Raw genomic sequence first — 19,083 nt, 5'->3', positions numbered from 1 at the left:
GTGACTTCCTTCGACCCCGCCGTCGTCGCGGCCGTGACCCGGCACATGAACGACGACCACGCCGACGACAACCTGCTGGTGGTCCGTGCTTTCGCCGAACCCACAGCCGACGTCGCGCGCATGACCGGCGTGCACACCCAGTTCGGCGAGTGGGTCGCCGAGGTGGGTGGCGCCGAGACGACGGTGCGGGTGCCGTGGCTCGAACCCGTCGCCGACCGGGCGGGGATCCGCACCGCGGTCGTCGCCCTGTACCGCGCCGCGTGCGAGCGGCTCGGAGTGCCGCCGCGCCAGCACTGACGCTAGGCTGCGGCGGCCGTGCGGCGCACGGTGGCGAGGAACGCGGCGGCGGTGAAGAACAGCCCGGCGAACACCCGGCCGGTGAGCCGCTGCTGGTGTGGCGAGCGCAGCAGCGTCAGCACCCGTGCCGCCAGACCCGTGTATCCGGTCATGACGATCATGTCGACGGTCACCATGGTCGCCGCGATGATCAGGTACTGCTGCAGCAGCGGAGCCCCGGGATCGAGGAACTGCGGCAGCACGGCCAGCATGAACACCACAGCCTTCGGGTTGCTCGCGTTGATCAGGAAGCCGCGTGCCACCAGGACCGGCGCCGAGCCGAGGCCTGGCGCCGCATCGGGTGCGACCTCGGTGGGCCGCGTGCGCCACTGGCGCACCCCCAGATAGACGAGGTAGGCGACGCCGAACCACTTGATCACCGTGAAGGCGGCAGCGGATCCGGCGAGGATCGCGCCGACGCCGGCGGCGACCACCGCGATCTGCAGCAGCAGGCCGAGTTGCAGCCCGACGATGTTCCACCAGCCGCGCCGCAGCCCGTGGGCGAGTCCCGACGACATCGATGCGATCGCGCCGGCGCCGGGGGAGAGGCTGATCACCCAGGAGGCGCCGAGCAGGGCCACCCACGTCTGCCAGGTCATCGTGCGATTCTACGATCGGGCCGGACCGGTCATCTCGGCACCGGCACCGGCCACGGTTCGCCGGTGACGGCCCGGTAGGCGGCGACTCCGTCGGTCGGACGGCGCGTCAGAGTCGGATCCGTGCGCACGTCCACGGTGTAGAGGCCGAAACGTGGTGTGTAGCTTCCCCACTCGTAGTTGTCGGTGAGCGACCAGTAGTTGTATCCGAAGACGGGGGCGCCGTCGGCCGCGGCTCGGCGCACCCGGTCGACGTGCTCGTGCAGGTGTCGGGCCCGGGTCCAGCCGTCGGCGCGGGGCGCCCCGTCGGCGGTGGGCATTCCGTTCTCCACCACGTAGAGCGGCAGCCCGGGGTAGCGGTGGGTGTAGTGCATCAGCGCCTCGTACATCCCCTCGGGGTGCGGAACGATCGAGGCGAAGTCGTCGGTGAGCGCGTGGAGCGCGCTCGGATTTTCCGGGGTGGCGCCGTAGTAGTAGTCCAGGCCGAGGAAGTCGAGGGTGTCGCGGACCCGGTCGACGAACAGGGTGTCGAGTCCGGTCTGCACGCCGGGGATGTACGCGGTGTTCGACGTCACGCGCGCACCCGGATCCAGTGTGTGGATCCGGCGGTAGATGGCGCGGTGCGCGACGACCAGGGCGTCGAACATGCGTGGGATGTCGCCGGCGTCGATCCCGCCGAAGGCGAGCTCCTTCTGGACGTAGATCGCCGGTTCGTTGATCGTCACCCACAGCACCCCCTGCCCGGCGTACCGGGCGACGACCCGCTCGGCGTTGGCAAGCCACGCCTCGATGGTGGCGGGATCGCGCCAGCCGCCGCGGTCGGCGATCCACCCGGGATACACCCAGTGGTCCAGGGTGATCATCGGGATCATGCCGTGCCCGCGCACTGCCGCGACCACGTCGTCGTAGTAGCGCAGTTCGGTCTCGTCCCAGCCGGCCGGGGTGGGTTGGATGCGGGACCATTCGACCGAGAACCGGAACACGTCCACCCCGAGGTCCGCGGCCGCGGCGATGTCCTCGCGGTAGCGGTGCCGAAAATCTACCGAGGTGCCGACAGGTTCGCGGGTGCGGCCCGCCGCCGCGTACCGGGTCCAGTTGCTGTCCGGCGGTGAGCCTTCGGACTGGAATCCGGAACTCGACACGCCCCACAGGAACCCGTCTGCCGCGGCGGAGGCGGGCGCCGCCGACCCCACCGCGGCGGAGGCTGCGACGACGACGGTCAGTGCTGTCGCCACCGCAGCCCTCGATGCCGCCGCGCTCGCCCGGACTGTGATGGCGGAGAGCCTCATCGGGAGTGCGCGGCGATCTCGGCAGCGAGCCGTGGCCACAGGTCGGCGAGGGCGCGCCGGCCGACGAACAGCCCGAGGTGGCCGGCATCGACGTCGTGCACCGTGATGTCACCCGCGGGGGTGCTCACATGGTCGGCGAGGGCGAGGACCTGTCCCGGCGGCACCACGAGGTCGTGTCGACCGAGGACGATGCGCACAGGGCACTCGACGGCGGTCAGGTCCACCGGGCCGGCAGCGGTGGTGACGGCACCGGCGACGAGGTCGTTGCCGATGAACAGGTGCTCGAGGATCCACGTCCGGAACGCCGCAGGGATCTCCTGGCGCCAGAGGAACCACCGGCGTTCCTCGATCGCCTGTGCGAGGGTCTCGGGGTCGTCGAGCAGACCCAGCAGTTCGAGGCTGCGTTCGACCTCGCTCACCGGGTCGGTGGGCAGCACCCCGAACAGCCGGCCGGTGTCGTACCACAGGTTCAGCACGGACGCGGAAACCGCGCGGGGCAGGTGGTCGAAGGCGACGGCAGCGGGACGGTCGGCGTGGAAGTCGATCGGCGCCCCCGCGACGGTGAGGCTGTGCACGGTCTGCGGGTGCAGTGCGGTGTGCATCGCCGCGAGCCAGCCGCCCTGGCTGCCGCCGATGAGGTTGACCCGTCCGCCGAGCAGGTCGACAGCCTCGGCCAGGACGGCGAGATGGTCGTCGAGGGCGGCGCTGTCGGTGGCCGGGCCGGCGGGTGCCCAGTCCAGGCAGTACAGCCGTGTCAGCCCGCCGGCGCGCAGCGCGGAGACCTGACTGCGGTCAGGGGAGAGATCGACGATGCACGAGTGCGACCCGGACTGCGGCGGTAGCAGCAGGGTCGGCACGGCCTCCGGGTCGCGGGCGTCGGGGTCGCTGCAGTCACGCAGCCGGGCGAGCGGCCAGGTGTGGGCGACGGGCCACGGATGCGCCCAGTGCGGCGGTTCGCGGTCGGTGAGCGCCCGCCACCAGTCGGCGATGTCGGTCGCGACGTCGAGTGGATGCGCGCCGCGCCGGGCCAGGGTGGCCAGGTAGGTGCTCCAACCGGCGATCGCCGCCGCCCCGAGACGGAACGGGGCGGCGGCGATCGCGGCGGTCTGCAGGGCGTCCATGGGGTTCATTGAACCGGCGCCCGGCGTCGTGGTACGGCTCCTCCGTCGTGATCGCGACGGAAAAGACGCACAATCGATCACTTGAGGAGATCGCGTGCGGTGGTGGTGACCGTGGCGGTCAGCTCACGGGCGAAGGAGACCTGCGCCTTGGTGAGGTCCTCGACCCAGCCGATGGGGCTCGCGGAGGCGAGCTTCTCCTGCAGGTCGAGCAGGCTCGTCACGGTGCGCTCGTAGGTGTCGACGGTCAGGTTGCCGCTCTGCTTGGCGGCGTCGACGACCTTGTCGTTGAACTCGCTCAGGCGGGCGGCGCTGTCGTCGAGGGCCTTGGTGAACTCGGCGGTGGCCTGGTTGGCGGCGGCGGTGGCCGACTCGGCGATCTTCTGAGCGGCGGCGGTGGCGTCCGCGGTGGCCTTGGCAGCAGCCTCGTTGGCCTTGGCGGTGTCGGCGGTGGTCTTAGCGACGGCGGCGTCGACCGGGGTCTTGGCGGTGGTCATGGCGTTCCTTCCGTTCGAGTGTGCGGCAGCGCCCGGAGGACGCTGTTAGCAGGTTAGCAAAATGAGTGCTAACGGACAAGTCCTCAGCTGAAGACGTACGTGCCCGGAGCGTCCTCGAGCGGGGGATGGGCCGCACTGCCCATCGCCGGCGGCGCCACCAGGTCGCCCGCGCGCTTGTTCGACCAGGCCGTCCAGTCCTCCCACCACGAGTGCTCGTAGCGGGTGGCGGCCTCGTCCCAGACCTGCGGATCCGCAGGCAGGGGGGTGCCGGCCTCGGTGTCCGGTGAGCCGACGGCCTTGAACCACACCCGCTTGCCCGGGGGGTTGACCGCACCGGCGACGTGCCCGCCGTTGGTGAGCACGTAGCGCACGTCGCCGCCGAGCAGGTTCACCGCCTGGTACGACGACGTCCAAGGCACGATGTGATCGTTGATCGCGCCGACGACATAGGTGTCACACGTGATGTCGTGCAGATTGAGGGGCTGTCCGTCGAGCACGTAGAGGCCCTCGGCGAGCTCGTTGCGGCCGTAGAGCGACCGGAGGTAGTGCGAGTGCATCTCCGCGGGCATGCTCGTGCTGTCCTCGTTCCACGCGAGGATGTCGAAGGCCGCCGGCTTCTCGCCCTTCATCCACCGCGAGACCCAGTAGTTGAAGACGAGGTCCTTCGCGCGGATCATGTCGAAACTGCCGGCCATCTCCTTGCCGGCCAGGAAGCCCTGCTGCCGCATCCGGAACTCGACGAGGTCCAGCGTCGCCGGGTCGGTGAGCAGGCCCAGTTCCCCGACCTGGCTGTAGTCGAGCAGGGTGTTGAGCATCGTGAAGGCGCTCACGCGCTTGTCCCCGACGGCGAAGGCGCGCGCCGCGGCCATCGCGGCCATCGCCCCGCCGAGGCAGATGGACAGCACCTCGATCTTCGGGGACCCGGTGATCTCCTCGACCACGTCCAGCGCCGCGGCGATGCCGTCGACGTAGTAGTCGTCCATCGTGATGTTGCGCATCGACTCGTCCGGGTTGCGGTACGAGATCATGAACACGGTGCGGCCGTGCTGGACCGCCCACTCGGCGAGGCTCCGGCCGGGGGCGAGATCGAGGATGTAGTACTTGTTGATCCACGGCGGCGCGGCCAGGATCGGCACCGCGTGCACCTGCTCGGTCTGCGGCGTGTACTGGATCAGCTCGATCAGGTTGTTGCGGAAGACCACCTTGCCGGGAGTGGCCGCGAGGTTCTCGCCGACCGCGAACGCGTCCGAGTCCACCTTCAGCGGCAGGCCACCCCGGTTGAGCACGTCGTGCACGGCGTAGCGGGCGCCGCGCAGCAGGCTCGCCCCGCCGGTCTCGAAGGCGCGGGTGACGACACCGGGATTCCACAGGAAGTTCGACGGTGCCAACGCGTCGAATATCAGGTTCGCGAACTGACGTGCCTTGCCGTCCTGCAGCGGATCGCCCGCGCCGGCCTCGGTGAGTTCCTCGACGTAGGCCCGCGTGGCCAGGTAGCTCTGCAGGAGCGAGAAGTACGCGGGGTTCTCCTGCCATGCGGTGTCCGAGAAGCGGCGGTCCCGCGGGTCGACCGGCATCGGTGCGTCGGGATCGCTCGCGTTGAACACGCGGGTGGCTGCGGCGGGGATCTTCGCCAGCCTGCCTGCGTACTCCGCCGTCGCGGCGGTGACGGCCTGGGGGTTGCGGACCGCGCGTCCGGCCACCGACGTCACTGCGGGACCCCAGCCGATCGGGTCCAGGGTCGACTTCAACTTCTTGTGCACGTGGTCGAGCAAGGGACATCTCCAGATGGGGAAGAAGGGGTGTGCCCCGAGGGTGACACCGCGTGCCGAGCCGCGCACCTTACCGCGAGGTACATGCGAGTTGCACGTCCCGGGCGTGATCCCGGGCGACCCCCTCACCAGCCGAAACATGAGGAAGGCTCACATTGACCGTCGTGGTGTGAACTTGCTCACTCGGTGTCCTCGTCGAGGCGCGCGCCACGGCGACGCTTGCCCACCGTCACCTCCCGGAACGCCTCGTACATCTCCACCAGCGACCGCCGCTGCGCATTCGTCAGATCCGGATCCTCCCGGATCGCGCGCACCACCGCCGACTCGCCCGGATCCGGCCGTCCCACCTCGGCCGTCAACGCATCGGCCGACAGATGCAGCTGCTCGGCGATCGCCTGCAGCACGCGCTCGCTCGGTGCGCGCAGGTTCCGTTCGATCTGCGACAGGTACGGGTTCGAGATCCCCACCATCGCGGCGAGCTGCCGCATGGGCAACTCGGCGAGCTCGCGCTGCCGCCGGATCAGCTCCCCCAACGTCGGGGGATGCGACGCATCGTCCTCCATGGGGTCAGCATAGGTCCCGGCCGCCTTCGCCTCGGGGGTGCGCCGACGGCGCGTTCGGGGACTGCCGTCGAGGGTGATCGCCGCCATCACGGATAATGGAACGGACCCCCGTTCGCGAGAGAGGACACCTCATGCTTGCCCGCACCGACCTGCGCGGTCGAACCCCCACCACTGCGGAGCTGAGGGGCGCGCTGCCCCGCGGCGGAGTGGATGTGGACGCGGTGCTGCATCAGGTGCGGCCCGTGGTCGAGGACGTGCGCGACCGAGGCGCCGTCGCGGCCCTCGATTACAGCGAGAAGTTCGACGGGGTGCGCCCCGACCGCGTGCGGGTGCCGAAGGCCGAACTCGACCGGGCGCTCGACGAACTCGATCCCGCCGTGCGTTCGGCGCTGGTCGTGGCGATCGAACGGACCCGCACGGTGCACCAGGACCAGCGTCGCACCGACACCGTCACCGAGGTCGTGCCCGGCGGCACCGTCACCGAACGCTGGGTGCCGGTCGAGCGGGTGGGGCTGTACGTGCCGGGAGGCAACGCCGTCTACCCCTCGTCGGTCGTGATGAACGTCGTGCCCGCCCAGGCGGCCGGTGTCCAGTCGCTCGTCGTCGCCTCCCCGCCGCAGGCGAACTTCGGGGGCCTGCCGCACCCGACCATCCTCGCCGCTGCCGCCCTCCTCGGCGTCGACGAGGTGTGGGCCGTCGGCGGGGCCCAGGCCGTGGCGCTGCTCAGCTACGGCGGAACCGACGCGACCCAGGACGGGGACGCCGAACTGGCCCCGGTCGACATGATCACCGGCCCGGGCAACATCTACGTCACCGCCGCCAAGCGCCTGTGCCGCGCCGTCGTCGGCATCGACGCCGAAGCCGGCCCCACCGAGATCGCCATCCTGGCCGACCACACTGCCGATCCGGTGCACGTCGCCGCCGACATGATCAGCCAGGCCGAGCACGACGTCATGGCGGCCTCGGTGCTCGTCACCACCAGCGCCGAGCTCGCCGATGCCGTCGACGCCGCCGTCGACACCCAGCTCGAGCGCACCAAACACCGCGAACGAGTACGGACCGCGTTGTCGGGCAGCCAGTCCGGGATCGTCCTCGTCGACGACCTCGACCAGGGCCTGCAGGTCGTGAACGCCTACGCCGCCGAGCACCTCGAGATCCAGACCGAGAACGCGTCCGCGGTCGCGGCGCGGGTGCGGGCCGCGGGCGCGATCTTCGTCGGCCCCTGGGCGCCGGTCAGCCTCGGCGACTACTGCGCGGGCTCGAACCACGTGCTGCCCACCGCCGGCTGCGCCCGGCACCAGTCCGGTCTGAGCGTGCAGACGTTCCTGCGGGGCATCCACGTCGTCGAGTACACCCGGGAGGCGCTCGAGGACGTCGCGGGACACGTGATCACTCTCGCCACCGCGGAGGACCTGCCCGCCCACGGCGAGGCGGTCCGGCTGCGCTTCGAGGACCTGCAGTGAGCGCGCCGGGAGCCGGGATCACCGTCGACGACCTGCCGCTGCGGGAGAACCTGCGCGGCAAGTCCGCCTACGGTGCGCCGCAGCTGACGGTGCCGGTGCAGCTGAACACCAACGAGAACCCGCACCCCCCGACGCAGGCACTGATCGACGACGTCGCCGAGTCGGTGCGCGCGGCTGCCGCGCTGCTGCACCGCTACCCCGACCGTGACGCCGTCGCGCTGCGCACCGACCTGGCCGACTATCTCACGCGCCAGACCGGTGTCGCCGTGAGCGTCGAGAACGTCTGGGCCGCCAACGGCTCCAACGAGATCCTGCAGCAGATCCTGCAGGCCTTCGGCGGGCCGGGACGCTCCGCGATGGGGTTCGTGCCGTCCTACTCGATGCACCCGATCATCGCCGACGGCACCCAGACCGAGTGGCTGCCCACGTACCGGGGCGAGGACTTCACCCTCGACGTCGACTCGTCGGTCGCCGCCATCCGCGTGCAGCGCCCCGACGTGGTCTTCGTCACCAGCCCCAACAACCCGACCGGGCACAGCATCCCGCTGGACGAGCTGCGGACGATCTGCGCGGCCGCGCCCGGCATCGTGATCGTCGACGAGGCGTACGCCGAGTTCTCCGCCGCCCCCAGCGCGCTCGCACTGATCGACGAGTACCCGGCCAAGGTGATCGTCTCGCGCACCATGAGCAAGGCGTTCGCGTTCGCCGGCGGCCGGCTCGGATACCTCGCCGCGGCGCCCGCCGTCGTCGAAGCCCTGCTGCTCGTGCGGTTGCCCTACCACCTGTCGGTGCTCACCCAGGCCGCCGCCCGGGCCGCGCTGCGGCACGCCGACGAGACCCTCGGCTCGGTCGCGCGGCTGTGCGCCGAACGCGACCGCATCGTGACCGAGCTGACCCGATTCGGCTACCACGTGGTGCCCTCGGACGCGAATTTCGTCCTGTTCGGCCGCTTCGCCCACGCCGCCGCCACCTGGCAGCACTACCTCGACGAGGGAGTGCTGATCCGGGACGTCGGGATCCCCGGGTTCCTGCGCACCACCGTGGGCCTGCCCCACGAGAACGACGAACTGCTACGGGTGAGCGAAAAGCTCGCCGCCACCGAGATCGAGGACGCGCGATGAGCGAGCAGACCACCCCCACCCCGCGCACCGCGCGGATCGAACGCACCACCAAGGAGTCGTCCATCGTCGTCGAGCTGAACCTCGACGGCACCGGCCGCACCGACATCGCCACCGGTGTCCCGTTCTACGACCACATGCTCACCGCACTCGGTCAGCACGCCAGCTTCGACCTGACCGTGCGCGCGCAGGGCGACATCGAGATCGAGGCGCACCACACCGTCGAGGACACCGCCATCGTCCTCGGCCAGGCCCTGAACCAGGCGCTCGGGGACAAGCGCGGCATCCGCCGCTTCGGCGACGCCTTCATCCCGATGGACGAGACCCTCGCGCACGCGGCGGTCGACGTCTCCGGCCGTCCCTACTGCGTGCACACCGGCGAACCGGACTACATGGTCCACTCGGTGATCGGCGGTTACCCCGGCGTGCCGTACTCGACCGTGATCAACAAGCACGTGTTCGAATCCCTCGCCTTCCATGCCCGCATCGCCCTGCACGTCCGCGTGCTCTACGGCCGCGACCAGCACCACATCACCGAGGCCGAGTTCAAGGCTGTCGCGCGAGCGTTGCGCCAGGCCGTCGAACCGGATCCCCGGGTCAGTGGCGTGCCGTCGACCAAGGGCACCCTGTAGTGGACGTCGTCCTGACGTACGGCCTGTTCCTGGTGGCCGGCCTCGCTGCAGGTGGCACCTGGTCGATGTGGCGGGCCGGGAACACCCTCTTCGCCGGGGTGCTGCTGGCGCTGACCCTGCTCGCCGCGATCGCCGGCGTGCTGAGGCTGCTCTGAGCTCCTCGGACCGGCCGGGCCTGCTCGCGGTGCCCGGCCTGCCCGCCGCCTGGGCGATGGCGGCGGGCGCGTTCGCCGGGTTCTCGCTGCTGCTGCCCGTAGTGCCGCAGGCCGTCGCCGACGCCGGCGGCAGCGGCACCCTCGCCGGTGCGGTGACGGCGGTGTTCATGGCCGCGACGGTGCTCACCCAGCCGGCCGTGCCGCGCCTGGTGCGGGCCCGCGGCTACCGCACCGTGCTCGCCGCCGGGTGCCTGCTCCTCGGGCTTCCGTCGCTGCTGCTCCTGCTGTCGCTGCATCCGGCCGTAGTGCTGCCGACCTCCGCGGTGCGGGGAATCGGCTTCGGCATGATCACCGTGGCCAGCGCCGCGCTCGTGGCCGAACTCGCCCCCGCCCGGCTGCTCGGTCGCGCCACCGGGGCACAGGGCATCGCCATCGCCGCGGCGCAGATGGTCGGCCTGCCGCTGGGCCTGGCCGTCGCCGAGCGGGCCACCACCGCACCGGTGTTCGTGCTCGGCGCAGCGGTGCCCACGGTCGCGCTCCTCGCGATAGCGCGCCTGCCGCGAGTGGTCGCGCGCCGGCCCGGCGCGGCCGGCAGCCGCATCCCCCTCGGGGCACTGGCCCTGCCGGCGGTGGCGATCGCCGCCGGTGCTGTCGCCTACGGTGGCCTCACCTCGCTGCTGGCGATCGCCGTGCCCGCGGCCGCCGGGTACGTGGCGGCCGCGTTGGCGCTGATCAGTGCGTCCACCCTCGTCGGCCGCTACGGCGCCGGTGCGGTCGCGGACCGGATCGGTGCGGGCCGGCTCCTGCCGGCCGGGCTCGGTCTGGTCGCCGTGGCGATGGTGCCGTTCGCGCTCGCCGCGGACGAGCGCGGTGGCGCGGCGGTGCTGCTCGGTGCGGCCGTGGCATTCGGTTTCGGTTTCGGGATCGTCCAGAACGATGCACTGATGCTGGCGTTCCGTCGCGCCGGACCCGCTCACATCGGCGCCGCGAGCGCCGCCTGGAACATCGGCTTCGACGCGGGCACCGGGGCCGGATCCCTGCTGCTCGGCGGGATCGCCACCGTCGCAGGTTATTCCGCCGCCTTCGCCACCGTCGCGCTGCTCGTGCCGCTCCTTCCACTGTGCGCCCGGATCGCCGGGCCGTCGGAGCGGCGCGGCGCAGCCCCATAGAATCGAACTCATGAGCGCAACCAAGGTCGCCGTCCTCGACTACGGCTCCGGCAATCTGCATTCGGCGACGCGCGCGGTGGCGCGCACCGGCGTGCAGGTGGAGGTGACCGCCGACCCGCAGGTCGCGCTCGCCGCCGACGGCCTCGTCGTGCCCGGTGTCGGTGCGTTCGCGGCGTGCATGGCGGGGCTGAAGGCGGTGCGCGGGGACCGGATCATCGGCCAGCGACTCGCCGGCGGCCGCCCTGTGCTCGGCATCTGCGTCGGCATGCAGATCCTCTTCGACAAGGGTGTGGAATTCGGCGTCGAGACCGACGGTTGCGGCGAATGGCCGGGCACCGTCGAACGTCTCGATGCGCCGGTGCTGCCGCACATGGGCTGGAACACCGTCGACGCCCCCGACAACAGCGTGCTGTTCGCGGGCATGGACCGCGACACCCGGTTCTACTTCGTGCACTCCTATGCCGCGCAGAAGTGGGAGCTGCCACCTTCGGAGCTGATCGCTCCACCCGCGCTGACCTGGGCCGAGCACGGCGTGCGGTTCCTCGCCGCGGTCGAGAACGGCCCGCTTTCGGCGACGCAGTTCCATCCCGAGAAGTCCGGTGACGCCGGAGCCGAGCTGCTGCGCAACTGGGTCGGCAGTTTGTGAACCGTGGCGCGGGCGGCGACGACCCGGCCCGGCCGGACTTCTCGCTCGGCCGGCTCGCTCTGACGGCATTGGGTGCCGCCACCGGGGTGCTCCTGCTCGCCACCGCGGTGATCGTGGTGCTGCAACCGGGGCCCGTCGTCGCGTTGATCGTCGCCCTCGCCGGTGTGGTCGGCGCGATCGCCGCGATGGGCGTCGTCTCGACGCGGACGACGCGCCGCGCCTTCGGTCGCGACGGTCACGATGCGCCGCGCCGCGACGGTCACGATGCGTCGCGCCGCGACGGGGACGCCGGGCCGCGCCGCGACGGTCACGATGCGCCGCGCCGCGACGGGGACGCCGGGCCGCGCCGCGACGGGGACGAATGACCGTCGGGGCCGGTGCTCGGCGGCCGCCGCGACCCGCTAGCATGGGCGCAGTGAGCCTGGTCCTTTTGCCTGCAGTCGATGTCGCCAACGGTGAAGCAGTTCGCCTCGTCCAGGGAGAGGCGGGCAGCGAGACCAGCTACGGCTCTCCCCGCGATGCCGCCCTCGAGTGGCAGAACGCCGGCGCCGAATGGGTGCACCTCGTCGATCTCGACGCTGCCTTCGGGCGCGGCTCCAACCGCGAGCTCCTCGCCGACGTCGTCGGCGAGCTCGACGTGAAGGTGGAACTGTCCGGCGGTATCCGCGACGACGAATCCCTCGAAGCGGCGCTCGCCACCGGGTGCGCTCGCGTCAACCTCGGGACCGCCGCCATCGAGGATCCCGACTGGTGCGCCCGCGCCATCGCCGAGTACGGCGACCGCATCGCCGTCGGACTCGATGTCAAGCTCATCGACGGACAGTGGCGCCTGCGGGGCCGGGGCTGGGTCTCCGACGGTGGCGACCTGTGGGAGGTACTCGCCCGGCTCGACCGCGACGGTTGCAGCCGGTACGTCGTCACCGACGTCACCAAGGACGGCACGCTCACCGGCCCCAACCTCGACCTGCTCGCCCAGGTCTGCGCCGCCACCGACGCTCCCGTCGTCGCCTCCGGCGGCGTGTCCGCCCTCGACGACCTGCGGGCGATCGCCGGTCTCGTCGACCGGGGTGTCGAGGGTGCCATCGTCGGCAAGGCGCTGTACGCCGGCCGGTTCACGCTCACCGAGGCACTCGACGCGGTCTCGCGCTGATCCGATGACCGTGCCCGCCGACCTGTCCAGCCTGCTCGCCGTCGCCGGCGAGGTGCTCGACGTGGCGTCGGAACGGTTCGTCGCCGGTCGCGGGGCGCCGCGCTCGGTGGACAAGGGCCCCAACGACTTCGCCACCGATCTCGACCTCGAGCTGGAACGGAGCATCTCCTCCGAGCTCGAACGGCGCACCGGCATCTCCGTGCACGGCGAGGAGTTCGGCGGCCCCGAAGCCGATTCGGGCACGGTGTGGCTGCTCGACCCGATCGACGGCACCGTCAACTACTCGGCCGGGCTTCCCACCGCGGGAATCCTGCTCGCGCTCGTCCGGGACGGCGACCCGGTCCTCGGGCTGACCTGGTTGCCGTTCGTCGGCGACCGGTTCGCGGCCGCCGTCGGTGGACCGCTGCTGCGCAACGGCCGTCCCCAGCCGCCGCTGCAGCGCGCGACGCTCGCGGAGGTGATGGTCGGTGTCGGCAGCTTCGACATCGACAGCCGCGGGCGCATCCCGGGCCGGCGCCGCCTCGACGTCATCACCGAGCTGAGCCGCCGGGTCTCGCGCCTGCGCATGCACGGATCGACCGGAGTGGACCTGGCCTACACGGCGGCCGGGGTGCTCGGCGCGGCCGTCGTCTTCGGGCACCACCCGTGGGACAACGCCGCCGGCGTCGCTCTGGTGCGGGCAGCCGGTGGGCGCGCCACCGACTTCGCCGGCGAGCCCTGGCGCATCGGCTCCGGTTCGGTGGTCGCCGGAGCGCCGGGTGTGCACGAGGAGATACTCGACATCGTGGGATCGCTCACCGGTCCCGTCCCCGAGGAGGACCGAATTACATGACCCTGGCAGTGCGGGTGATCCCGTGTCTGGACGTCGACGCCGGCCGCGTCGTCAAGGGGGTGAACTTCGAGAACCTGCGCGACGCCGGTGATCCCGTCGAACTCGCTGCCGCGTACGACCTGCAGGGCGCGGACGAGTTGACCTTCCTCGACGTCACCGCCTCCAGCGGCGACCGCGGCACCATGCTCGACGTGGTCAGCCGCACGGCCGAGCAGGTGTTCATCCCGTTGACGGTGGGGGGCGGGGTGCGCACCGTCGAGGACGTGGATCGGCTGCTGCGTGCCGGCGCGGACAAGGTCAGCATCAACACCGCGGCCATCGCCCGCCCCGAGGTGCTGCGCGAGATGTCCGAGCGGTTCGGATCGCAGTGCATCGTGCTGTCCGTCGACGCCCGCACCGTGCCCGACGGTGAGGACGACACCCCGTCGGGATGGGAGGTCACCACGCACGGCGGTCGTCGGGGTACCGGCATCGACGCCGTCGAATGGGCCCGCCGCGGCGCGGAACTCGGGGTGGGAGAGATCCTGCTGAACTCGATGGACGCCGACGGCACCAAGTCCGGTTTCGACCTGCCGATGATCCAGGCGGTGCGCGCCGCGGTCCACGTACCGGTGATCGCCAGCGGCGGCGCCGGAGCGGTGGAGCACTTCGCGCCGGCCGTGCACGCCGGCGCCGACGCGGTGCTCGCGGCCAGCGTGTTCCATTTCGGGGAGCTCACCATCGCGCAGGTGAAGGCGGCGATGCGCGCAGAAGGGATCGAGGTCCGATGAGCAGTCTGGATCCCGCGATTGCGGCGCGGCTCAAGCGCAACGAGGCGGGGCTGTTCGCCGCCGTCGCGCAGGAACGCGCCACCGGCGACGTGCTGATGATGGCATGGATGGACGACGAGGCCCTCGCCCGGACCCTCGAGACCCGCACCGCGACCTACTTCTCGCGTTCGCGCGGACAGTACTGGGTCAAGGGCGAGACCTCCGGCCACACCCAGCACGTGCACGAGGTGCGCCTCGACTGTGACGGCGACACGGTGTTGCTCGTCGTCGACCAGGTCGGGGCCGCGTGCCACACCGGCACCCACACGTGCTTCGACGCGGACGTCCTGCTCGCCGCCGAATAGGCGCCTCCGGCGTCGGTGTGTCCATTGGGTGGCTGGGGCAGCCCAAATGGCACACCGGCCGCGGAGCGACCGAAGGGGATTCGACCGACCGGATTGTTTCGTTACGCCTCGACGTCCGGCTCCGTGGGCGGTGCGGCACAATCTCACCCATGCCCCTCATCCAGATCAGCCAGACCCCCGGTCTCACCGGCGAACAGAAGCGCGCCACCATCGAGGCGGTGACCAAGGCCTACGCGGAGGCGACCGGCAAGGACGCGAAGTCGGTGTGGGTGACCATCACCGAGGTGCCGCGGGAGCAGTGGGGCGTCGGGGGGGTCCCGCTCGGGTGACGCGTGCCGCTCCCCGAGCGGCCCGCCCCGCAGCGGGTGCCGCCGGCCGACGGTCCCGCTCAGCGGATCCTGGCAGGATCGGCGTATGCCGTCCGCGAACCTGACCCGTGCCGAAACCGCCGAGCGTTCCCGGACCGTGTCGGTCCGCAGCTACCACGTCGACCTCGACCTGCGTGGCGCCCCGGACGCCGGGAACCCCTGCTTCCCGACCACGACGACGATCGAGTTCACCGCCACCGCGGACGCGACGTGGCTCGACTTCCTCGGCCCCCGGGTGGAGTCGGTCGTGCTCAACGGTGCGGCGGTGCCCGTCCGGTACGACGGCGCGCGCATCGGGCTGAGCGGTCTGCGCGCGCACAACGTCGTCACCGTCGTCGCCACCGCGGACTACAGCAGGTCCGGCGAGGGTCTGCATCGGTACGTCGATCCCGCCGACGGACAGACCTACCTGTACACGCAGTACGAACCCGCGGACGCGCGACGAGTGTTCGCGTGCTTCGAACAGCCGGACATGAAGGCGCCGTTCACCTTCGTCGTGTCCGCCCCGGCGGGCTGGCAGGTGCTGTCCAATCGACATGTCGCCGAACGCGAATCGCTCGGTGACGCACAGACGGTGAAGTTCGCGCCGACACTGCCGATCTCCACCTACATCACCGCGGTCGTGGCGGGCCCGTACCACCGCGCCGAATCCTCATGGAGCCGCGACGAACTCATCGTTCCCCTGGCCGTGTCGTGCCGCGCCTCACTGGCGCAGTACCTCGACGCCGACGCGGTCTTCGCCGTGACGCGGCAGGGGATGGACTTCTACGCCGAGCATTTCGGCTACCCCTACCCGTTCGGCAAGTACGACCAGGTGTTCGTGCCGGAGTACAACCTCGGTGCGATGGAGAACCCGGGGTGCGTGACCTTCACCGAGGCGTACGTGTTCCGCGGCGCCGCCACCGCCGCGCAGTACCAGGCCCGCGCGAACACGATCCTGCACGAGATGGCGCACATGTGGTTCGGCGACCTCGTCACCATGACGTGGTGGGACGACCTGTGGCTCAAGGAGTCCTTCGCGGACTACATGGGCGCGCTGGTCAGCGCCGAGGCCACCGAGTTCACCGACGCGTGGGTCGCCTTCGCGAACCGGCGCAAGGCATGGGCCTATCTGCAGGACCAGTTGCCCACGACCCACCCGATCGTCGCCGACATCGTCGACCTCGAGGCCGCCAAACTCAACTTCGACGGCATCACGTATGCGAAGGGGGCGAGCGTCCTCAAGCAGCTCGTCGCCTTCGTGGGGCGGGACGCCTTCTTCGAGGGCGCGCGGCGCTACTTCCGCAGGCACGCCTTCGGGAACACCACCCTCGCGGATCTGCTCACCGAGTTGTCGGCGACGTCGGGGCGAGACCTGTCGGAGTGGGCGCGCGCCTGGCTGCAGACCAGCGGCGTGTCGACCCTGACGCTCGAGGACGCGGGGGAGGGGTGGTCCGCGATCGTCCAGCGGCCGGCGCGGCCCCACCGGCTGGCCGTGGGTCACTACGACTTCGACGAGCACGGGGACCTGGTCTGCCGGCGGCGCGTCGAGGTCGATCTCGAGGCCGAGCGCACCTTGTTCGAGTCCGCGCCCGCACCGCTGATCCTGCTCGACGATGCCGACCTGACCTACGCCAAGGTCCGTCTCGACCTACGCTCCCTCGAGACGGTGGAGCATTCGCTCGACCGTGTCGTCGACCCGCTGGCGCGGGGATCGATCTGGTCGGCACTGTGGAACGCCACCCGGGACGGCGAACTGACCGCGGCGCGGTATCTGGCCGCGGTCCGCAGGTTCGCAGTGGCCGAACCGAATCCGGCCCTGCTGACCGCTCTGCTGACGAACGCGCCCTACGCGATCGAGCACTACCTGCCGCCTGCGAGCCGGCCCGGGCAGCGTCGTCGCTGGCTGGAGGCGGCCTGGACGGCCGTGTTCACCACCGCCCCGGGATCCGACGAGCAACTCGCCTGGGCCCGCGCGGTCGCCGTGGCCGCGGCAGTCGACGACACCCGTGCCGCCGAGGTGCGGGCGATCCTCGACGGGACCGGGAAGACGCCGGACGGACTGCGGTTGGATCCGGACCTGCGCTGGCAGCTGTGGACCGCACTGGCGGCCACCGGGCACGCGGAGCCCGCCGATCTCGACGGGGAACTCGCCCGCGACGACACCGGTTCCGGGCGGACCGCGCGGCTGCGCGCCCTGGCCGCGCGGCCCCTCCCCGCGGTCAAAGATCAGGCGTGGACCGCGATCTTCACCGACACGGCGCTGTCGAACGAGCACCTCGACGCCACCATCGCCGGGTTCCGGGCCGGAGCGCACCGGGAACTGATCGCCCCGTTCGACGACGACTACTTCGCCGCGATCCGGACGGTGTGGTCCGAGCGCAGTATCGAGATGGCGCGCCGGATCGTCGTCGGGCTGTTCCCGGCCGGGAACACCCTCGAGCCGAGCGACCGGTGGCTCGAGGCGCACGCCGACGCCCCGGCGGCCTTGCGGCGCCTGGTGGTCGAGCAGCGCGACCACCTCGCCCGTGACCTGCGGGCCCAGGCGCTCCGCTGAGCGGAGGCTCCGCCGGACCGGGCGGTCGACGGAGTCAGGCCTTGCCGGTCCCGGCAGCGATGCCCCGGTCGAGTTGCCCGAGCAGTGCGGTACCGAGCTCGGTGAGCGCGGTGACCTGTTCGTCGTCCAGCCCCTGGAACACCAGGGCCTGGACGGTCGCGACGTGGCCGGGCGCCGCCTCGACGAGCTTGGTCATGCCGGCGTCGGTGAGCACCGCGAACGAGCCGCGCGTGCCGGGCACGCTCTGCCGGCGCACCCATCCGGCATGTTCCAGCTTGGTCACCACGTGGGACAGCCGCGAGAGCGACGCGTTCGACAGCTGCGCCAGCTCGGACAGGCGCAGCTGCCGGCCGGGTGCCTCGGACAGCTCCGCGAGGACCGAGTAGTCGAAATGGGTGAGCGCCGAGTCCCGCTGCAGCTGCGTGTCGAGCGCGGCCGGCAATCGGGTGATCAGTGCCACCAGTTTCCGCCAGGCCCGCTGCTGGGATGCGGTCAGCCACTCGGTGTCGTCGATCTGTGCGGAGCCCACGGGTGCACCGTCCTTTCTCGATCGTCCACATTATCGGGACGGCCGGTGCGAGCGGACGGCGTCCCGTCGGAGCCGACGGTCAGGGGCGACGTCCCATGCCGGTGGCAACCTCGTGCAGTCGGCCGCCCACGCTGTCCGCCGTCAGTGGCGGCGTCGGCAGTCCCGCGCCGTCGCGCAGGCCCGTCACGAACTCCTCGAGGGTGGCGCGGGGGGAGAACCGAGGGACCCACTCGAGGTCGGTGCGGGCACGGGTGCAGTCCATGAGCGGCAGCCGCAGCACGGTGTCGAGCAGCCCGGGGGAGGCGGGGGCGAGCCGGGCGTGCCAGGCGGCGGCGACGGCGGCGTGCAGCGCCGCGGCCGGGACGGGCACCGTGCGGGCGCCGAGGATTTCGGCGAGGGTCTCGGCGTCGACGGGGGGTTCGGCGGCGAGGTTGAAGGCGCCCCGCACCGGCCGCAGCACGGCCCGCACGTACGCGTCGGCGGCGTCCTCGGTGTGCAGTACCTGCATCCGCAGCCCGGCGGTGCGGGGGACGACGGGCAGGGCGCGGACGAGGCGGCCGGGGACGAACGGTCCGGCGAACAATCGGCGCTGGGCGGTGGCGGACTCGCGCTTGAAGATGAACCCGGGCCGCATCCGGACCACGCGGAGGTCGGGGTGCCGCAGTTCGAACGCGTCGAGCCAGCGTTCGAGGTACGCCTTCTCCCGCGGGTACGCCGCGCCGGGCCAGCCATGGGTGGGCCATCGTTCGTCGACCCGTTCGTGCTGTGGTCCCGGCGAGTAGGCGCCGACCGACGACGCGTGGACCACGGCGGGGACGCCCGCCGCGGCGGCGGCCTCGAACACCCGGATCGATCCGAGAACATTGTTGCGCCAGGTGATCTCGGGTTTGTGGGTGGGCTGGAAGAGCCAGGCCAGGTGGACGACCGCGTCGGCACCCCGCAGCAGCTCGTGCAGGTTGTCGTGGACGACGTCGGCGACGACGAAGTCGGTCTTGGGGCAGCGCAGGTCGGTGGGGCGGCGGGCGATGCCGACCACCGACCCGACGGTCTCCCGGGCGGCGAGTGCCGCCGTGACGCTGGTGCCCACGTTTCCGGTCGCGCCCGTGACGACCACCTTGGGGCCCTGTGTTCCGGTCATGAGCGGGGGATACCCGCGCCTTCGTCGATCCATCCCCGCCGGCCGGGAACATTCCGGAGGCCGCC

Annotated in this window: 22 protein-coding genes; 14 read left to right on the top strand and 8 right to left on the bottom strand. The window is 71.5% G+C overall.

Features of this window, described 5'->3' with window-relative positions:
• Complete coding sequence (locus AC2IPW_RS13940; protein WP_054374929.1) at positions 1-297, top strand: DUF2470 domain-containing protein; 297 nt, start codon at positions 1-3, stop codon at positions 295-297.
• A gap of 2 nt (positions 298-299) precedes the next feature.
• Here AC2IPW_RS13940 and AC2IPW_RS13935 read toward each other — a convergent pair whose 3' ends face one another.
• From AC2IPW_RS13935 to AC2IPW_RS13910, 6 genes are all read right to left on the bottom strand, one after another.
• Positions 300-935 (bottom strand): LysE family transporter, encoded by a 636-nt coding sequence (locus AC2IPW_RS13935; protein WP_416061216.1) that lies wholly within the window; start codon positions 933-935, stop codon positions 300-302.
• A gap of 29 nt (positions 936-964) precedes the next feature.
• Positions 965-2,221: a family 1 glycosylhydrolase gene (locus AC2IPW_RS13930; protein ID WP_416061215.1), complete on the bottom strand. Its 1,257-nt coding sequence runs from the start codon at positions 2,219-2,221 to the stop codon at positions 965-967.
• Positions 2,218-3,342 (bottom strand): alpha/beta fold hydrolase, encoded by a 1,125-nt coding sequence (locus AC2IPW_RS13925; protein ID WP_003935814.1) that lies wholly within the window; start codon positions 3,340-3,342, stop codon positions 2,218-2,220. The genes AC2IPW_RS13930 and AC2IPW_RS13925 overlap by 4 nt, the downstream gene beginning before the upstream one ends.
• Before the next feature lie 77 nt (positions 3,343-3,419).
• Positions 3,420-3,836, bottom strand: a complete 417-nt coding sequence (locus AC2IPW_RS13920; protein ID WP_003935813.1) for a hypothetical protein — start codon at positions 3,834-3,836, stop codon at positions 3,420-3,422.
• Positions 3,837-3,919: 83 nt separating this feature from the next.
• Positions 3,920-5,608, bottom strand: a complete 1,689-nt coding sequence (locus AC2IPW_RS13915; protein ID WP_486375058.1) for a PHA/PHB synthase family protein — start codon at positions 5,606-5,608, stop codon at positions 3,920-3,922.
• Positions 5,609-5,784: 176 nt separating this feature from the next.
• Positions 5,785-6,168: a helix-turn-helix domain-containing protein gene (locus AC2IPW_RS13910; RefSeq protein ID WP_054374932.1), complete on the bottom strand. Its 384-nt coding sequence runs from the start codon at positions 6,166-6,168 to the stop codon at positions 5,785-5,787.
• Between the two features lie 131 nt (positions 6,169-6,299).
• On the opposite strand from AC2IPW_RS13910, the gene hisD reads away from it, so the two are divergent.
• From hisD to pepN, 13 genes are all read left to right on the top strand, one after another.
• Positions 6,300-7,631, top strand: coding sequence for a histidinol dehydrogenase (hisD, locus tag AC2IPW_RS13905; RefSeq protein WP_416061214.1), 1,332 nt, complete (start codon positions 6,300-6,302; stop codon positions 7,629-7,631).
• Complete coding sequence (locus AC2IPW_RS13900; RefSeq protein ID WP_486375057.1) at positions 7,628-8,752, top strand: histidinol-phosphate transaminase; 1,125 nt, start codon at positions 7,628-7,630, stop codon at positions 8,750-8,752. Before hisD ends, AC2IPW_RS13900 begins: the two co-directional genes overlap by 4 nt.
• On the top strand, positions 8,749-9,381 hold the full coding sequence (gene hisB / locus AC2IPW_RS13895) for an imidazoleglycerol-phosphate dehydratase HisB (protein ID WP_010595263.1): 633 nt from the start codon (positions 8,749-8,751) through the stop codon (positions 9,379-9,381). The genes AC2IPW_RS13900 and hisB overlap by 4 nt, the downstream gene beginning before the upstream one ends.
• Positions 9,381-9,536, top strand: coding sequence for a hypothetical protein (locus AC2IPW_RS13890; protein WP_486375056.1), 156 nt, complete (start codon positions 9,381-9,383; stop codon positions 9,534-9,536). The genes hisB and AC2IPW_RS13890 overlap by 1 nt, the downstream gene beginning before the upstream one ends.
• Before the next feature lie 29 nt (positions 9,537-9,565).
• Complete coding sequence (locus AC2IPW_RS13885; protein ID WP_486375055.1) at positions 9,566-10,705, top strand: MFS transporter; 1,140 nt, start codon at positions 9,566-9,568, stop codon at positions 10,703-10,705.
• A gap of 10 nt (positions 10,706-10,715) precedes the next feature.
• Complete coding sequence (gene hisH / locus AC2IPW_RS13880) at positions 10,716-11,351, top strand: imidazole glycerol phosphate synthase subunit HisH (protein WP_003935806.1); 636 nt, start codon at positions 10,716-10,718, stop codon at positions 11,349-11,351.
• A complete protein-coding gene (locus AC2IPW_RS13875; protein ID WP_486375054.1) occupies positions 11,348-11,716 on the top strand; it encodes a hypothetical protein in 369 nt (122 codons plus the stop codon). The genes hisH and AC2IPW_RS13875 overlap by 4 nt, the downstream gene beginning before the upstream one ends.
• 50 nt (positions 11,717-11,766) lie before the next feature.
• Complete coding sequence (priA, locus tag AC2IPW_RS13870; protein WP_003935804.1) at positions 11,767-12,501, top strand: bifunctional 1-(5-phosphoribosyl)-5-((5-phosphoribosylamino)methylideneamino)imidazole-4-carboxamide isomerase/phosphoribosylanthranilate isomerase PriA; 735 nt, start codon at positions 11,767-11,769, stop codon at positions 12,499-12,501.
• A gap of 4 nt (positions 12,502-12,505) precedes the next feature.
• The gene (locus AC2IPW_RS13865) at positions 12,506-13,333 is read left to right on the top strand and encodes an inositol monophosphatase family protein (RefSeq protein WP_003935803.1); all 828 of its coding nucleotides are present in this window, start codon (positions 12,506-12,508) and stop codon (positions 13,331-13,333) included.
• The gene (gene hisF, locus AC2IPW_RS13860) at positions 13,330-14,103 is read left to right on the top strand and encodes an imidazole glycerol phosphate synthase subunit HisF (protein WP_054375298.1); all 774 of its coding nucleotides are present in this window, start codon (positions 13,330-13,332) and stop codon (positions 14,101-14,103) included. Before AC2IPW_RS13865 ends, hisF begins: the two co-directional genes overlap by 4 nt.
• Complete coding sequence (gene hisI / locus AC2IPW_RS13855) at positions 14,100-14,447, top strand: phosphoribosyl-AMP cyclohydrolase (protein WP_003935801.1); 348 nt, start codon at positions 14,100-14,102, stop codon at positions 14,445-14,447. The genes hisF and hisI overlap by 4 nt, the downstream gene beginning before the upstream one ends.
• A 149-nt stretch (positions 14,448-14,596) precedes the next feature.
• Positions 14,597-14,776 (top strand): tautomerase family protein, encoded by a 180-nt coding sequence (locus AC2IPW_RS13850; protein WP_486375053.1) that lies wholly within the window; start codon positions 14,597-14,599, stop codon positions 14,774-14,776.
• Positions 14,777-14,861: 85 nt separating this feature from the next.
• Entirely contained in the window at positions 14,862-17,351 is a 2,490-nt protein-coding gene (pepN, locus tag AC2IPW_RS13845; RefSeq protein WP_486375052.1) for an aminopeptidase N, read from the top strand.
• 34 nt (positions 17,352-17,385) lie between these two features.
• Here the strand turns inward: pepN and AC2IPW_RS13840 are convergent, their stop codons facing one another.
• Positions 17,386-17,880 (bottom strand): MarR family winged helix-turn-helix transcriptional regulator, encoded by a 495-nt coding sequence (locus AC2IPW_RS13840; RefSeq protein ID WP_003935798.1) that lies wholly within the window; start codon positions 17,878-17,880, stop codon positions 17,386-17,388.
• Positions 17,881-17,959: 79 nt separating this feature from the next.
• Entirely contained in the window at positions 17,960-19,018 is a 1,059-nt protein-coding gene (locus tag AC2IPW_RS13835) for an NAD-dependent epimerase/dehydratase family protein (protein WP_289378301.1), read from the bottom strand.
• Between the last annotated feature and the right edge of the window lie 65 nt (positions 19,019-19,083).

The sequence above is a fragment of the Rhodococcus sp. NS-SX18 genome, from assembly GCF_057367935.1.
The sequence above is the reverse complement of the archived record's forward strand: the minus strand, read 5'-3'. Positions and strand labels throughout refer to the sequence as shown.

Coding starts and splice junctions, on each gene's coding strand:
- AC2IPW_RS13850 (WP_486375053.1), top strand. CDS start 14,597: ATGCCCCTCATCCAGATCAGCCAGACCCCCGGTCTCACCGGCGAACAG.
- pepN (WP_486375052.1), top strand. CDS start 14,862: ATGCCGTCCGCGAACCTGACCCGTGCCGAAACCGCCGAGCGTTCCCGG.
- hisH (WP_003935806.1), top strand. CDS start 10,716: ATGAGCGCAACCAAGGTCGCCGTCCTCGACTACGGCTCCGGCAATCTG.
- hisF (WP_054375298.1), top strand. CDS start 13,330: ATGACCCTGGCAGTGCGGGTGATCCCGTGTCTGGACGTCGACGCCGGC.
- AC2IPW_RS13935 (WP_416061216.1), bottom strand. CDS start 935: ATGACCTGGCAGACGTGGGTGGCCCTGCTCGGCGCCTCCTGGGTGATC.
- AC2IPW_RS13930 (WP_416061215.1), bottom strand. CDS start 2,221: ATGAGGCTCTCCGCCATCACAGTCCGGGCGAGCGCGGCGGCATCGAGG.
- AC2IPW_RS13865 (WP_003935803.1), top strand. CDS start 12,506: ATGACCGTGCCCGCCGACCTGTCCAGCCTGCTCGCCGTCGCCGGCGAG.
- AC2IPW_RS13925 (WP_003935814.1), bottom strand. CDS start 3,342: ATGGACGCCCTGCAGACCGCCGCGATCGCCGCCGCCCCGTTCCGTCTC.
- hisD (WP_416061214.1), top strand. CDS start 6,300: ATGCTTGCCCGCACCGACCTGCGCGGTCGAACCCCCACCACTGCGGAG.
- AC2IPW_RS13835 (WP_289378301.1), bottom strand. CDS start 19,018: ATGACCGGAACACAGGGCCCCAAGGTGGTCGTCACGGGCGCGACCGGA.
- hisB (WP_010595263.1), top strand. CDS start 8,749: ATGAGCGAGCAGACCACCCCCACCCCGCGCACCGCGCGGATCGAACGC.
- AC2IPW_RS13910 (WP_054374932.1), bottom strand. CDS start 6,168: ATGGAGGACGATGCGTCGCATCCCCCGACGTTGGGGGAGCTGATCCGG.
- hisI (WP_003935801.1), top strand. CDS start 14,100: ATGAGCAGTCTGGATCCCGCGATTGCGGCGCGGCTCAAGCGCAACGAG.
- AC2IPW_RS13920 (WP_003935813.1), bottom strand. CDS start 3,836: ATGACCACCGCCAAGACCCCGGTCGACGCCGCCGTCGCTAAGACCACC.